This window comes from Rhizobium alarense (genome assembly GCF_021555155.1).
Classification (GTDB): domain Bacteria; phylum Pseudomonadota; class Alphaproteobacteria; order Rhizobiales; family Rhizobiaceae; genus Rhizobium_D; species Rhizobium_D alarense.
This window is the reverse complement of record NZ_JAKGBU010000012.1, coordinates 62,109-76,733: the sequence shown is the minus strand read 5'-3', so window position 1 is coordinate 76,733 and position 14,625 is coordinate 62,109. Positions and strand designations below refer to the sequence as shown.

Here is a 14,625-nt window from a genome sequence, read left to right as displayed (position 1 = left end):
TCGCGAAATAGGTGAGGATTCCGTCGCATCCGGCGCGCTTGAAGGCGAGCAGCGTCTCCATCATGACGCGATCGCCGTCGATCCAGCCGTTGGCGGCGGCCGCCTTGATCTGTGCATATTCGCCCGACACCTGATAGGCGAAGACCGGCAGGCCGAAGGCGTCCTTCATGCGCCAGCAGATGTCGAGATAGGGAAGGCCGGGTTTCACCATCAGCATGTCGGCGCCTTCCTCGACGTCGAGTGCTGCGTCGCGGAGCGCCTCGGTGCCGTTCGCCGGGTCGATGTAATAGGTCTTCTTGTCGCCCTTCAGCAGCCCGCCGGTGCCGATCGCCTCGCGATAGGGGCCGTAAAAGGCGGAGGCGAACTTCGTCGCGTAGGACATGATGCCGACGCTCTGGTGCCCGGCGTCGTCCAGCGCCCGGCGGATCGCGCCGACGCGGCCGTCCATCATCTCCGACGGCGCGATGATGTCGGCGCCGGCATCGGCCTGCACCACCGCGGCGCGGGCGATCTGTTCCACCGTCTCGTCGTTGACGATGACGCCGTCGCGCAGGATGCCGTCATGGCCGTGGCTGGTGAAGGGATCAAGCGCGACGTCGGTGATGACGCCGATCTGCGGCACGTGCGCCTTCAGCGCGCGCGTCGCCGCGTTGATGAGATTGTCGGCGGCGAGGCTGTTCGATCCCGTCTCGTCGCGCAGCGCCATGTCGACGTTGGGGAAGGTGGCGATCGCCGGAATGCCGAGGTCGGCCGCTTCCTTCGCCGCCCCGACCAGCCGGTCGATGCTCATGCGCGAGACGCCCGGCATGGCGGCGACGGGATCGACCACATTCGTGCCCGGCACGACGAAGACCGGCCAGATCAGGTCGTCCACGGTCAGCCGGTTCTCCTGCACCAGGCGGCGGGTCCAGTCCGCCTTGCGGTTGCGCCGCATGCGGCGGTGCCCGGTGATCTCGTCGACGATGTTTCTGGTCACGTCTGAAAGTCCTTCGTTCGGCGTCTCGGTCGGCGGTTGCATATCACGGCCGGAAGCGGAGACCAATCGCGCCGCAGGGCGGCGGCGCTGCGGCATATGGCACCGCCTCCGGTGCATTGCCGCTTTATCTCGGGCCGCCGGCTGCTATTGTCGCGCCCATGGCCGACGATTCTCAAACCGTGCCGCGGGTGAGCCTGACCGACACGCTGTTCATGCTCTTCCTGCGCCTCGTGGCGGCAAGCTGCGTCTGGTTCGCGCTGCAGTACTGGGCGATGCTGACCGGCTTCTCCTTCGAGGGGAAGGGGCGCTTCGACCTGCTGCCGGCCACCTGGCGCGCGGCCTATACGGCGCTCGCCGTGCTGTTTCCCGTCGCCGCCGTCGGCCTCTGGCTGCTCGTCTCCTGGGGGCCGGTCGTCTGGGTCATCGCCGCCGCCACGGAAATCGTCATGCACGAATTCTATCCCTCGGTGTTCGGCATCAACCGCGCCCTGGTCATCGCCCATATGGCAACCGCGGTCGTCTTCGTGCTTTTCCGCATCGCGGTCTTCCTGGAGCGCCGGCGGCAGGCGCGGCAGGTAAGGACTGATTCACCCTGAAACAGGGTCGCGCACCGGTAAGGCGCCGTTAAGCCTGCGGTTTAAGTAGAATTTTAGATGCATTCGATAGGGTCTCACTCAAGGCGGGAAGACAACCAACACCGCCAAACAAAACAGTGAGGCAGTAACATGAACACCAAGATGAAGCCGCAGGCGGCCGCAGTCGATCCGCAGGACGGAACGATCCGCTCGCTCTACCTGGAATCCCTCCACCTCGTCGAACGCCTGCACCGCCGCCTGCTCGACGTCATCAAGGACGAGTTCGACCGCGCCGGCCGTTCCGACGTCAACGCCGTCCAGGCGCTCCTCCTCTTCAACATCGGCAATTCCGAGCTGACCGCCGGCGAACTGCGCTCCCGCGGCTACTATCTCGGCTCGAACGTCTCCTACAACGTGAAGAAGCTGGTCGATCTCGGCTTCATCAACCACCAGCGCTCGCGCATCGACCGCCGCTCGGTCCGCATCAGCCTGACGCCGACCGGCCAGGAGATCGCCGAGACGGTCGCCAGGCTCTACGAGCGCCACATCGGCTCGATCCAGAAGGTCGGCGGCATCGGCGAGGGCGAGTTCAACGAGATGAACAAGCTGCTGCAGCGCCTCGACCGTTTCTGGAACGACTCGATCCTCTACCGCCTTTGATCCTTCCGGCCCGGACCTCCATCCGAAAAAGCCGCATGCGCGGACGCGCATGCGGCTTGTCGCGTTGCGGCACGTTGGCGTGAGGGCTCCGTTCCCGGCGCTTGGCCGGGACACGAATTGGCCATATTGGTGTGAGACCGAGCGCATGGGCTGCAGGCTTTTGCGGAAGGCTTGACCGGGGTCTTGAATTGGTCGCGCGTTTCCGTTTGTTAACCCTGTTTATGATAGGTCCGGTGCTTGGTTCGCCGCTTCGGGCGGGTCGGCGCGGATGAAGCCGTGTCGACGGTCTCTCAGGAAATGGTAGGTTCGATGTCTCGAAAAATCGCAAGTGATGTGTTCTCCCGCCGCGCATTCCTGCGCTCCGCCGCGACCTTCGGCGCGACGGCGCTGGCCGGCACCGCCGCCGCCCAGTCGGCGCTCGACGACATCATCAACGCACCGCGCCGCGGCTCCTGGGACGACCAGTTCGACGCCAAGGCGTCGCGCACCGCGACCGCCGTCGTGTCGAACAACCCGATCTTCGGCCCCGGTGCCGCCGGCTCCATCCAGCAGGCGATCATGGACTACCAGAACATCGTCGCGAGCGGCGGCTGGCCGACGGTCAACACCTCGATCAAGCTGGAACTCGGCGTCTCGGATCCGTCCGTGCAGCAGCTTCGCCAGCGCCTCATCATTTCCGGCGACCTGCCGCGCTCGGCGGGCCTGTCGGATGCCTTCGATTCCTATGTCGACGGCGCCGTCAAGCGCTTCCAGGCCCGCCACGGCCTGCCGTCCGACGGCGTGATCGGCGAATACACGCTGAAGGCCGTCAACGTGCCGGCCGACACCCGCCTCGGCCAGCTCCAGACGAACCTCATCCGCATCCAGGCGATGTCGGGCGACCTCGGCCGCCGCTACGTGATGGTCAACATTCCGGCCGCCTATATCGAGGCCGTCGAGAACGGCCGCGTCGTCTCGCGCCACACGGCCATCGTCGGCAAGATCGACCGCCAGTCACCGGTGCTGAACTCGAAGATCTACGAGGTCATCCTCAACCCCTACTGGACCGCGCCGCGCTCGATCGTCCAGAAGGACATCATGCCGCTGATGCGCAAGGACCCGACCTATCTGGAGCGCAACGCCATCCGCCTGATCGACGGCAAGGGCAACGAGGTGGCGCCCGAGACGATCGACTGGAACGCCGAGAAGGCGCCGGACCTGATGTTCCGCCAGGACCCCGGCAAGATCAACGCCATGTCGTCGACGAAGATCAACTTCCACAACGAGCATGCCGTCTACATGCACGACACGCCGCAGCAGGGCCTGTTCAACAAGCTGATGCGCTTCGAATCCTCCGGCTGCGTGCGCGTGCAGAACGTGCGCGACCTGTCGACGTGGCTGCTCAAGGAGACGCCCGGCTGGTCGCGCCAGCAGATGGAGGCGACGATCCGCGCCGGGCAGAACACGCCGATCCGGCTTGCCGAGGAAGTGCCAGTCTATTTCGTCTATATCACGGCCTGGTCGGCCAAGGACCGCGTCGTACAGTTCCGCGACGACATCTACCAGAAGGACGGCGTCGCCGAGCTGGCGCTGCAGACCAATTACGGCGTCGAGCAGCCGGCGGGCGCGATCGACCAGGATCTGCTGCCGCAATAGCTCCGTCCGGCGTCACGGGATCGGGCCGCGTCTCCCATCAGGGGGCGCGGCCCTTTCGCTTTCGGCGCCGGCCGCGCCGCCCGCGCATTTATTTCGGCAATGCAGGGCGAAATGGCGCAAACCGCACAGCGGATATTGCCCTTGCCATGCGAGGACGATAAACACCGTGCCACCCACCCTTCAGGAGCCCCGAGGATGAGCCATTCTTCCGCAACCGACGTCTTCTTCACCCGTTCGCTGGCCGACTCCGATCCGGAGATCTTCGGCGCCATCGAAAAGGAACTCGGTCGCCAGCGCCATGAGATCGAGCTGATCGCCTCGGAGAACATCGTGTCGCGCGCCGTGCTCGAAGCGCAGGGCTCGATCATGACGAACAAATATGCCGAGGGCTATCCGGGCAAGCGCTACTACGGCGGCTGCCAGTTCGTCGACATCGCGGAAGAGCTGGCGATCGAGCGCGCCAAGAAGCTGTTCGGCGTCAACTTCGCCAACGTCCAGCCGAATTCCGGCTCGCAGATGAACCAGGCGGTGTTCCTCGCGCTGCTCCAGCCGGGCGACACCTTCATGGGCCTCGACCTCAATTCGGGCGGTCATCTGACGCACGGCTCGCCGGTCAACATGTCCGGCAAGTGGTTCAACGTGGTCTCCTACGGCGTGCGCGAAGGCGACAACCTGCTCGACATGGACGCCGTCGCCGAGAAGGCCCGCACCCACAAGCCGAAGCTCATCATCGCCGGCGGCACGGCCTATTCGCGCATCTGGGACTGGAAGCGCTTCCGCGAGATCGCCGACGAAGTGGGCGCCTGGCTGATGGTCGACATGGCGCATATCGCCGGTCTCGTCGCCGGCGGCGTGCATCCGTCGCCGTTCCCGCATTGCCACGTCGCCACGACGACGACGCACAAGTCGCTGCGCGGTCCGCGCGGCGGCATGATCCTCACCAATGACGAGGATCTGGCGAAGAAGTTCAACTCCGCCGTCTTCCCCGGCCTGCAGGGCGGCCCGCTGATGCATGTCATCGCCGCCAAGGCCGTGGCGCTCGGCGAGGCGCTGGAGCCCTCCTTCAAGGATTACGCGGCCCAGGTCGTCAAGAATGCGCAGACGCTGGCCGCGACGCTGGTCGAGGGCGGCCTCGACGTCGTGTCCGGCGGCACCGACAACCACCTGATGCTCGTCGACCTGCGCAAGAAGAACGCGACCGGCAAGCGGGCGGAAGCGGCGCTGGGCCGCGCCTACATCACCTGCAACAAGAACGGCATCCCCTTCGATCCCGAAAAGCCCTTCGTCACCTCGGGCGTGCGCCTCGGCGCGCCGGCCGGCACGACACGCGGCTTCAAGGAAGCGGAATTCAAGGAGATCGGCAACCTGATCGTCGAGGTTCTCGACGGCCTGAAGGTCGCCAATTCCGACGAGGGAAATGCCGCCGTCGAGGCCAGCGTGCGCGACAAGGTGGTCAAGCTCACCGACCGCTTCCCGATGTACGCCTATATGTAAGGACCATCATGCGCTGCCCGTTCTGTGCCTCCGAGGATACGCAGGTGAAGGATTCCCGTCCGGCAGAGGACGGGACCGCCATCCGCCGCCGGCGGATCTGCCCGGATTGCGGCGGGCGGTTCACGACCTTCGAGCGGGTGCAGCTGCGCGAGCTGATGGTCCTGAAGAAGACGGGCCGCAAGGCCCCCTTCGACCGCGAGAAGCTGATGCGCTCCTTCGAGATCGCGCTGCGCAAGCGGCCGGTCGACCGGGATCGCATCGAACGCGCCGTTTCCGGCATCGTGCGCCGGCTCGAAAGCTCCGGCGAGACGGAAATCTCCTCCGAACAGATCGGCCTGCAGGTGCTGGAAGCCCTGAAGGCGCTCGATGACGTGGCCTTCGTGCGCTACGCCTCGGTCTATCGCGACTTCTCGCATGTCGACGATTTCGAGAAGATCCTCGCCGAGGTGGCGGCCAAGATCGCCCGCGACCCGGGCGCCTGACCGATGGCGGCGGCCGCCGAGGACGAACGCTTCATGGCCGCGGCGATCCGGCTCGCACGCCGAAACCTCGGCCTGACCGCGACCAATCCCTCCGTCGCCTGCCTCATCGTCAGGGACGGCATCGTGCTCGGCTCGGCCGTCACGGCGCCTGGCGGCCGGCCGCATGCGGAGACGCAGGCGCTCGCCGAGGCCGGCGAGGCGGCGCGCGGCGCGACGGCCTATGTGACGCTCGAACCCTGCGCGCATCACGGCCGGACGCCGCCCTGCGCCGACGCGCTGATCGCCGCCGGCGTGGCGCGCGTCGTCGTCTCGGTCGACGATCCGGACGCGCGCGTCGCGGGTCAAGGCTTCGAGCGGCTCCGCGCGGCGGGCATCGCGGTGGAAACGCGGGTGCTGGAGGGCGAGGGCAGGCGGGCGCTTGCCGGCTACCTGATGCGCCAGACGAAGAAGCGGCCGCATGTGACTCTGAAACTCGCCGTATCGGCCGATGGCATGCTCGGCCGGCCGGGCGAGGGGCAGGTGGCGATCACCGGACCGGTGTCGCGCGGCCAGGTGCATGTGCTGCGCGCCGAGTCGGACGCGATCCTTGTCGGCATCGGCACTGCGCGCGCCGACGATCCGGAACTCACCTGCCGCCTGCCGGGGATGCAGCCGCGGTCCCCCGTGCGCATCGTGCTCGATCCGCGTCTGGAGCTGCCGCTCACCTCGAAGCTTGTGCGAACCGCGGCCTCCGTGCCGGTGATCGCGGTGGCGGACCGCGGGGAAGAGGATGCGCACGACATACGCCGTGCCGCGCTCGAGGCGGAGGGCGTCGAGGTGCTGCGGTGCGATCCGCGCCGGCTCGAGGTGCTGCTCGAAGCGCTCGCCACACGCGGCATCTCCTCGCTGCTGGTCGAGGGCGGCGCCCGCACGGCGCAGTCCTTCCTGGCCGCCGGCCTGGTCGACCGGATTCTGCTCTTTGCCGGCCCGGCGCCCATTGGCAGGGGCGGGGTCCGATCCCCATGTGTACCGGGCGAGGCGCCGGACGGGTTTTTGCTGCGCGGCAGCGCCCGCTACGGCGCCGATACATTCGAAGACTACGAAAGAGACGATTGATGTTCACCGGCATTGTCACCGACATCGGCACGATCGACAGCGTCACACCCATGAACGAGGGCGTGCGCCTGCGCGTCCGGACCAGCTACGACCCCGCGACCATCGACATGGGCGCCTCGATCGCCCATTCCGGCACCTGCCTCACCGTCACGGCACTGCCCGAAGCCGGCGCCAACGAGCGCTGGTTCGAGGTCGAGGCCTGGGAGGAGGCGCTGCGCCTGACGACGATTGCCGGCTGGGAAACGGGCACGCGCGTCAACCTCGAACGTTCGCTGAAGATCGGCGACGAACTCGGCGGCCATATCGTCTCCGGCCACGTGGACGGCAAGGCGGAGATCCTTGCCGTCGAGGCCGAGGGCGACGCCACGCGCTTCCGCATCCGCGCGCCCGAGGGGCTCGAACGGTTCGTCGCACCGAAGGGCTCGGTGGCGCTCGACGGCACGTCGCTGACCGTCAATGCCGTGAACGGCCGGGACTTCGACGTGCTGCTCATCCGCCACACGCTCGAGGTCACGACCTGGGGCGAGCGCAAGGCGGGCGACTTCGTGAATTTCGAAGTCGACACTATGGCGCGCTACGCGGCGCGGCTGGCGGAGTTTCCGGTCGCTCGAGCAGAATGACCTCCGATCCCTGATAGGCCGTGCGGGTCTTTTCCGCAAAGCCGAGCCTGAAAGCCAGGCGCAGCGACGGTTCGTTGTCGGGATCGATGATGCAGGTCATCGGCCGGCACGGAAAGCGCGGACCTGCCCATTCGATCAGAGCGGAGACGGCCTCGAAGGCGTAGCCGCGGCGCTGCCAGGCGGGGGCGACGATCCAGCCCGCCTCCAGCGTGCCCTCGGTCGAGGGCTGCATGTCGCGATGCAGGTCGAGGAAGCCGGCTTCGCCGATCAGCGTTCCGGTCTCCCTTTCGATCAGGGTCAGGAAGCCGAAGCCCATATGGTGCCAGAGGCCGCCCATGCGCAGCATGCGCGCCCAGGCCTCCTCGCGGTTGGCCGGCGTGGAACCGATATGACGCACGACGCCCTCGTCGGCCCACAACGCGGCATAGCTGTCGAAATCCTCGATGCGGTGCGACCGCAGGATCAGGCGCCGCGTCTCGAGTGTCGGGACTGTCCGGAGGTAATGCTTGTTCACGATTGAAATCGCCGATGTGCTGCTCATGCGCCGGGCTCGCCGTCCCAGTAGTCGACGGACGCGGCCGGGCGCCCGATATGGCGGAATGCCGGCCTGCCGCCTGTGGCCGACCGTGTCTTGGCCAGGAACTTGCCGCTGTCCGGATATTCGCAGATCTCCGTCGCCGCCATCGTCGAGATCGAAAGGTATCTGAGCGGTGTCGTACCGGTGTTGACGATCTGGTGCGCCGTTTCCGGCCCGCCCGCCGGCGCGCCGAGCACATCGCCGGCCGCCAGATCGTAACGGTCGTCGCCGAAGCGGTACGTGCCGCTTCCCTCCAGGATGACGAAAAGCTCGTCCTCGACATGATGGTTGTGGAAGGGGCAGCCCGACTTGCCGGGCGGCACCTCGCCGTAGCTGACGCCAAGGCCGACGAGGCCGAGCGTGGCGCCGAACGAGGCGTCGCGTGATTCGTAGAGCGTTCCTTGCGTCCAGTGCTCCAAGTTCAGGTCCTTCAGCCGGACGATCGGCGGTCTTTGTTGTTCCGTCATCTCGAATGTTTCCTCGCGCTGCTTACAGTTGAATTTATCCAAGCGCTCGCCCAGTTTCCACAGATTCGTGTCCTGTCTGCGGCATGCCGCCGCATTTCGAGGCCGGATCGGCCGCTTTCCGACTCACGTAACGTAACGATATAGATACCACCTGGCGCTAGGTTGCGGCCGGATGCCCTCAGCGACCGGAGCGAACCGATGATGGTGCTGGACTACTGGACATTGCTGCTGGCGATCGGCCTGTCCGCATTCTGCCTCGCCGGCACGCTCTTTGCCGCCTGGCTTGCCGCGCGTGTCGAGCGCTTCATGCTGTCCTGGTCGGTCGGCATGTGGGCGGTGGTGGCGGCCGTCGTCTTCTATTCGGTCTATGTGAAGGCGCCGAGCGCGATCCTTGCCGGCTGCTGGTTCGTCGCGCTGCTGACAGGTTTTTCCTTCATCTGGGGCGCGGCCTACCGCTATCGCACGGACCGTCCCGGGCGCGTGACGACGGTGCGCGCGGCGGCGGTCGGCTGCACCGTGACGGTCGCGCCGCTGATCTTCGGCCTGGACGGCGTCGGTTTCATCGCGCTCAACCTCTGCGCAGCGACCCTGCTTGCACTGACGGCGAGCGAATACTGGCGATGCCGCGCCGAGGCGCCGCTGCCGACCGTCGGGATCGTCGTGCTCTATGCGCTGACCGCGGTGTCTTTCGCGCTCTGCGCGGCCGTGCTGCTCTCGGAGCGCCGCTGGGTGCTCGGCCACGCGCCGCAGAACTGGGCGGAGAACGTCAACCTCGTCATGTCCGTCATCGGCATCACCGGCATCGGCGCGATGTCGCTTGCGCTCAACCAGTGGCGGATCGCCAGCCGGCACCGGCGCGATGCCATGACGGACGCGCTGACGGGGCTTCTCAACCGCCGCGCCCTGTTCGACCGCTACGGCGCCCAGCCCGTCGGCCCGCACACCGCTGTCCTCGCCTTCGATCTCGACGGGTTCAAGGCGATCAACGACCGCCACGGCCACGCGGTCGGCGACCGGGTGCTGCGCGTCTTCGCCTCGGTGCTTTCGGATGCCTGCCGCCACACGGATACGATCGCCCGCCTCGGCGGCGAGGAGTTCGCCGTCGTGCTCGATCGCACGGTTGCCGACCGCGCCACCGCGATCGCCGAACGGATCCGCAAGACCTTCGAGACGAGCATCATCCAGTTCGACGGCGGTTCGATCCACTGCACCGTCAGCGCCGGCATCGCCTTCGGACGGGAAGGCGGCGCGCCCTTCGACACCGTGCTGAACGGCGCGGACAAGGCGCTTTATGCCTCCAAGCGCGGCGGGCGCAACCGCGTGTCGCTCGCCACCGACGGCCTGCGTCTCGTGGTCTGACGCCACCGGTGTCCTGTCATGGACGCGGCCATGCCCCGGATTTGCGTCGCGTTGCCGGCGAAATTCGCTTGCCATCGCCCGCGTGTCGTGGTTTGACCGCCGCCTCTGGCGCGAAACCGCGCCGATCGGATTCCGGGTGACCCATGGCCAGCAGCGAAACTCCTCATCTCCTCATCGTCGAGGCCCGCTTCTACGACGACATGGCGGACGCCATGCTCGACGGCGCGAAAGCGGCGCTGGATGCGGCCGGCGCCAGCTACGACATCGTCACCGTGCCCGGCGCGCTCGAGATTCCGGCCGCGATCTCCATGGCGCTCGACGGCGCGGAGAACGGCGGCATCTTCTATGACGGCTTCGTGGCGCTCGGCATGGTCATTCGCGGCGAAACCTATCATTTCGACATCGTCGCGAACGAATCCTCCCGCGCCCTGATGGACCTCGCCGTCAGCGAGAGCCTGCCGATCGGCAATGGCATCCTGACGGTGGAGAACGATGCGCAGGGCTGGGCCAGGGCGCGCCGCACGGAAGGCGACAAGGGCGGCTTCGCGGCCCGCGCGGCCCTTACCATGATCGCGCTGAAGCAGAAGCTCGGGAGCGACCTGTGACGAAGGACAATCCCGATCATCCGGTCAAGCCGGTCAACCAGCGCGGCGCGGCGCGGCTTGCCGCCGTGCAGGCCCTCTACCAGATGGACATCGGCGGCACCGGCGTGCTGGAGATCGTCGCCGAATACGAGGAGCACCGGCTCGGCCGCGAGCTCGACGGCGACACCTACCTGAAGGCCGACGCCGCCTGGTTCCGCTCCATCGTGTCGGGCGTCGTGCGCGAACAGCGCGCGCTCGATCCGCTGATCGGCTCGGCGCTGCAGGACGACTGGGCCCTGTCGCGGCTCGATTCCACGGTGCGCGCCATCCTGCGCGCCGGCACCTTCGAGCTGGTGGAGCGCAAGGACGTGCCGATCCCGGTCATCGTCACGGAATATGTCGAGATCGCCAAGGCCTTCTTCGAGGACGACGAGCCGAAGCTCGTCAACGCCGTCCTCGACCGCATCGCCAGGCAGGTCCGCGGCGAGACGAAGAAATAGGCAGGTTGCGATGGACACCAGGGCGGATACGACCGGAGGCCTCGAACACGCGCTCTCGACCGCCCGCTACAATGTCCTCCTGCTGACGGCGGCGCAGGCGCTGCTCGCCTCCGCAGGCCCGATCGTCTTCTCGGTCGGCGGCATCGTCGGCTACCAGATGCTGGGCGACGACAAGTCGCTCGCCACCGCGCCGCTCACCGGCTTCAACATCGGCATCGCCCTCGGCGCCATGCTGGTCGCCGTCGTGGCGCGGCTCGCGGGGCGACGCCACGGCTTCATGGTGGGCGCGATCATCGGCGCGGCCGGCAGCGCGCTCGCGACGATCGCCCTTTTCCGGTCGTCGTTCTGGCTGCTTGCGACGGCCTTTCTGCTGATCGGCATCTCGGGCGGCTTTGCGCAGAAGATCCGTTTCGCCGCCGCCGACGCCTCGCCGTCCGTCTACAAGGCAAAGGCGATCTCCTGGATCCTCGCCGGCGGCGTGATCTCGGCCGTGCTCGGCCCCCAGCTCGTCATCCTGGCCAGGGACCTGTTCGAGCCGGTGCTCTTTGCCGGCCCCTTCGTCGCCCTGCTGCCGCTCTGCCTCCTGGCCGTCGGCCTCTTCGCGCTGCTGCGGCTGCCGGAGACCGCGGCGAGCGGGACGGGCGCCGCCGCCCTGCCCGTTCGTCCGCTCGGCGAAATCGTGCTGACCCAGCGCTTTCTCACCGGCATGGTGGCCGGTATCTCCTCCTATGCGCTGATGACCTTCATGATGACGGGCGCGCCGCTCGCCATGGTCATCGGCTGCGGCTTCTCTCCGGACCTGGCGACGCTCGGCATCCAGTGGCACGTGCTCGCGATGTTCGCGCCGAGCTTCTTTACCGGCATGCTGATCCAGCGTCACGGCGCGGAACGGATCGTGGCGGCCGGCCTCGTCATCCTGATGGCCTGCGCGGCGGTGGCGCATATGGGCATCGCGCTCTGGAACTTCTGGGGCGCGCTCATCCTGCTCGGCGTCGGCTGGAACTTCGGCTTCATCGGTTCGACGGCGATCGTGGCCGCAAGCTACCGCCCGCACGAGGCCGACAAGGTGCAGGGATTCCACGACATCGTGCTCTTCGGCACGGTGGCGCTCTCCTCCTTCTCCTCCGGCAAGGTGTTCAACGCCTATGGCTGGCAGACGATCAATCTCGTCTTCTGGCCGGTCACCGGCATCAGCCTTCTGCTGGTTCTCCTGCTCCTCTACCGCAGCGCGGCGAAACGCGCCTGACCTGCCCGAAAAATCCGTGTCTGGCCGTCACTTGCCGCACTGCGGCGACTTGACGCGAGCGATTCGCAAACGCACTCTGGCCGCGCGCCGCTCCCGGCTGTGAGGAGGCAATCGGGAACTGCGCGGTCCGGCTGCGGGAGAGGACCCGCGGCCTCTTTGGAGGAAAGAGCGAAATGACCATTTTGTTGGGCGTTATCGCATGCGGGTTGCTTTCGGTGGTCTATGCCATCTGGGCGACGCGGTCGGTGCTTGCCGCCGACCAGGGGAACGCCCGCATGCAAGAAATAGCAGGCTATATCCGGGAAGGGGCGCAGGCCTATCTGACCCGGCAATACAAGACCATCGCCATCGTCGGGGCCGTCGTCTTCGTCGGCGCCTGGCTCCTTCTGTCGGCGACCGCTGCCTTCGGCTTCCTGATCGGTGCCGTGCTTTCGGGCGCGGCCGGCTTCATCGGCATGCATGTCTCGGTCCGCGCCAATGTCCGCACCGCCCAGGCCGCCTCGGTGAGCCTGTCGTCCGGTCTCGACATCGCCTTCAAGTCGGGCGCCATCACCGGCATGCTCGTCGCCGGTCTCGCGCTGCTCGGGGTGTCGATCTACTACTGGTACCTCACCGCCGCGCTCGGCCAGGACCCGGCCTCGCGCGAGGTCATCGACGCGCTGGTGGCGCTCGGCTTCGGCGCCTCGCTCATCTCCATCTTCGCCCGTCTCGGCGGCGGCATCTTCACCAAGGGCGCGGACGTCGGCGGCGACCTCGTCGGCAAGGTGGAGGCCGGCATTCCCGAGGACGACCCGCGCAACCCGGCGACCATCGCCGACAATGTCGGCGACAATGTCGGCGACTGCGCCGGCATGGCGGCCGACCTCTTCGAGACCTATGCGGTGACGATCGTCGCCACGATGGTGCTCGCGGCGATCTTCTTCGCCGGCACGCCGGTGCTCGGCGACGCCATGAGCTATCCGCTGGCGATCTGCGGCGCCTGCATCATCACCTCGATCGTCGGCGCGTTCTTCGTCAAGCTCGGCGCGAACGGTTCGATCATGGGCGCGCTCTACAAGGGCCTCATCGTGACCGGCATCCTGTCGATCCTCGGCCTCGGCGCCGCGACGTCGCTCACCATCGGCTGGGGGGCGATCGGCACGGTGGCCGGGCAGGAGATCACCGGCACCAATCTCTTCATCTGCGGCATTCTCGGCCTCGTCGTGACGGCGCTGATCGTCGTCATCACGGAATATTATACCGGCACCAACAAGCGGCCGGTGAACTCGATCGCCCAGGCCTCGGTGACCGGCCACGGCACCAACGTCATCCAGGGCCTCGCCGTGTCGCTGGAATCGACGGCGCTGCCGGCGATCGTCATCGTCGGCGGCATCATCGCCACCTACCAGCTCGCCGGCCTCTTCGGCACCGGCATCGCCGTCACCGCCATGCTCGGCATCGCCGGCATGATCGTGGCGCTCGACGCCTTCGGGCCGGTGACCGACAATGCGGGCGGCATTGCCGAGATGTCCCACCTGCCGCCGGAGGTCCGCAAGTCGACCGACGCGCTCGACGCCGTCGGCAACACGACGAAGGCGGTGACGAAGGGCTATGCCATCGGCTCGGCCGGCCTCGGCGCGCTGGTGCTCTTCGCCGCCTATTCGAACGACCTCGCCTATTTCGCGGCGAACGGCGACAAATATCCCTATTTCGCCGATGTCGGCGCGATCTCCTTCGACCTCTCCAACCCCTATGTGGTTGCCGGGCTGATCTTCGGCGGCCTCATCCCCTATCTCTTCGGCGGCATCGCGATGACCGCCGTCGGCCGCGCGGCCGGTTCCATCGTCGAGGAGGTGCGCCGGCAGTTCCGCGAGAAGCCCGGCATCATGGCAGGCACGGAGCGGCCGGACTACGGCCGTGCGGTGGACCTCCTGACCAAGGCGGCAATCCGCGAGATGATCGTGCCGTCGCTGCTGCCGGTGCTGGCGCCGCTCGTCGTCTATTTCGGCGTGCTGCTGCTCTCCGGTTCGAAAGCCTCGGCCTTCGCAGCGCTCGGAGCGTCGCTCCTCGGCGTCATCGTCAACGGCCTGTTCGTGGCGATCTCGATGACCTCGGGCGGCGGCGCCTGGGACAATGCGAAGAAGAGCTTCGAGGACGGTTTCGTCGACAAGGACGGCACCCGGCACCTCAAGGGCTCGGAAGCGCACAAGGCGTCGGTGACCGGCGACACGGTCGGCGATCCCTACAAGGACACGGCCGGTCCGGCCGTCAACCCGGCGATCAAGATCACCAACATCGTTGCGCTGCTGCTGCTGGCCGTGCTCGCCTGACCTGGCGAGGCCCTGAAACGAAGAACCCGCGGGAGCGATCCCGCGG

The 14,625-nt window shown here is 67.2% G+C and carries 15 protein-coding genes; 12 read left to right on the top strand and 3 right to left on the bottom strand.

Annotated elements, in window-relative coordinates; genetic code table 11:
• Positions 1 to 1,018 (bottom strand): porphobilinogen synthase (gene hemB, locus LXM94_RS06015; RefSeq protein WP_235770253.1); only part of this gene is annotated, 1,018 nt, incomplete at its 3' end.
• A 116-nt stretch (positions 1,019 to 1,134) separates the two neighbouring features.
• On the opposite strand from hemB, the gene LXM94_RS06010 reads away from it, so the two are divergent.
• The 7 genes from LXM94_RS06010 to LXM94_RS05980 all read left to right on the top strand — a co-directional run bounded on the left by LXM94_RS06010 (position 1,135) and on the right by LXM94_RS05980 (position 7,537).
• Positions 1,135 to 1,572, top strand: a complete 438-nt coding sequence (locus LXM94_RS06010) for a DUF6163 family protein (RefSeq protein WP_235770252.1) — start codon at positions 1,135 to 1,137, stop codon at positions 1,570 to 1,572.
• A gap of 129 nt (positions 1,573 to 1,701) precedes the next feature.
• Positions 1,702 to 2,211, top strand: a complete 510-nt coding sequence (gene ldtR / locus LXM94_RS06005) for a transcriptional regulator LdtR (protein ID WP_235770251.1) — start codon at positions 1,702 to 1,704, stop codon at positions 2,209 to 2,211.
• 309 nt (positions 2,212 to 2,520) lie between these two features.
• A complete protein-coding gene (locus tag LXM94_RS06000) occupies positions 2,521 to 3,846 on the top strand; it encodes a L,D-transpeptidase family protein (protein ID WP_235770250.1) in 1,326 nt (441 codons plus the stop codon).
• Between the two features lie 195 nt (positions 3,847 to 4,041).
• A complete protein-coding gene (gene glyA / locus LXM94_RS05995; RefSeq protein ID WP_235770249.1) occupies positions 4,042 to 5,340 on the top strand; it encodes a serine hydroxymethyltransferase in 1,299 nt (432 codons plus the stop codon).
• 8 nt (positions 5,341 to 5,348) lie between these two features.
• Positions 5,349 to 5,822, top strand: coding sequence for a transcriptional regulator NrdR (gene nrdR, locus LXM94_RS05990; RefSeq protein WP_235770248.1), 474 nt, complete (start codon positions 5,349 to 5,351; stop codon positions 5,820 to 5,822).
• 3 nt (positions 5,823 to 5,825) lie between these two features.
• Positions 5,826 to 6,917: a bifunctional diaminohydroxyphosphoribosylaminopyrimidine deaminase/5-amino-6-(5-phosphoribosylamino)uracil reductase RibD gene (ribD, locus tag LXM94_RS05985; RefSeq protein WP_235770247.1), complete on the top strand. Its 1,092-nt coding sequence runs from the start codon at positions 5,826 to 5,828 to the stop codon at positions 6,915 to 6,917.
• A complete protein-coding gene (locus LXM94_RS05980) occupies positions 6,917 to 7,537 on the top strand; it encodes a riboflavin synthase (protein WP_235770246.1) in 621 nt (206 codons plus the stop codon). Before ribD ends, LXM94_RS05980 begins: the two co-directional genes overlap by 1 nt.
• On the opposite strand, the gene LXM94_RS05975 is transcribed toward LXM94_RS05980, so the two are convergent.
• Together LXM94_RS05975 and LXM94_RS05970 are read right to left on the bottom strand one after the other, a co-directional pair.
• Complete coding sequence (locus LXM94_RS05975; protein ID WP_235770245.1) at positions 7,482 to 8,051, bottom strand: GNAT family N-acetyltransferase; 570 nt, start codon at positions 8,049 to 8,051, stop codon at positions 7,482 to 7,484. The two genes, LXM94_RS05980 and LXM94_RS05975, sit on opposite strands and share 56 nt — an antisense overlap.
• A 23-nt stretch (positions 8,052 to 8,074) precedes the next feature.
• Complete coding sequence (locus LXM94_RS05970; protein ID WP_235770244.1) at positions 8,075 to 8,581, bottom strand: cupin domain-containing protein; 507 nt, start codon at positions 8,579 to 8,581, stop codon at positions 8,075 to 8,077.
• Positions 8,582 to 8,782: 201 nt separating this feature from the next.
• On the opposite strand from LXM94_RS05970, the gene LXM94_RS05965 reads away from it, so the two are divergent.
• The 5 genes from LXM94_RS05965 (at position 8,783) to LXM94_RS05945 (ending at position 14,579) form a co-directional block, all read left to right on the top strand.
• A complete protein-coding gene (locus LXM94_RS05965) occupies positions 8,783 to 9,940 on the top strand; it encodes a GGDEF domain-containing protein (RefSeq protein ID WP_235770255.1) in 1,158 nt (385 codons plus the stop codon).
• Between the two features lie 143 nt (positions 9,941 to 10,083).
• Positions 10,084 to 10,545 carry a 6,7-dimethyl-8-ribityllumazine synthase gene (gene ribH / locus LXM94_RS05960; RefSeq protein WP_235770243.1) on the top strand — a complete coding sequence of 154 codons (462 nt, stop codon included), beginning with the start codon at positions 10,084 to 10,086 and terminating at the stop codon, positions 10,543 to 10,545.
• Positions 10,542 to 11,024 (top strand): transcription antitermination factor NusB, encoded by a 483-nt coding sequence (gene nusB, locus LXM94_RS05955; protein ID WP_235770242.1) that lies wholly within the window; start codon positions 10,542 to 10,544, stop codon positions 11,022 to 11,024. Before ribH ends, nusB begins: the two co-directional genes overlap by 4 nt.
• A 10-nt stretch (positions 11,025 to 11,034) precedes the next feature.
• Positions 11,035 to 12,270 (top strand): MFS transporter, encoded by a 1,236-nt coding sequence (locus tag LXM94_RS05950; RefSeq protein ID WP_235770241.1) that lies wholly within the window; start codon positions 11,035 to 11,037, stop codon positions 12,268 to 12,270.
• 173 nt (positions 12,271 to 12,443) lie between these two features.
• Positions 12,444 to 14,579 carry a sodium-translocating pyrophosphatase gene (locus tag LXM94_RS05945; protein ID WP_235770240.1) on the top strand — a complete coding sequence of 712 codons (2,136 nt, stop codon included), beginning with the start codon at positions 12,444 to 12,446 and terminating at the stop codon, positions 14,577 to 14,579.
• The last annotated feature ends 46 nt before the right edge of the window (positions 14,580 to 14,625 follow it).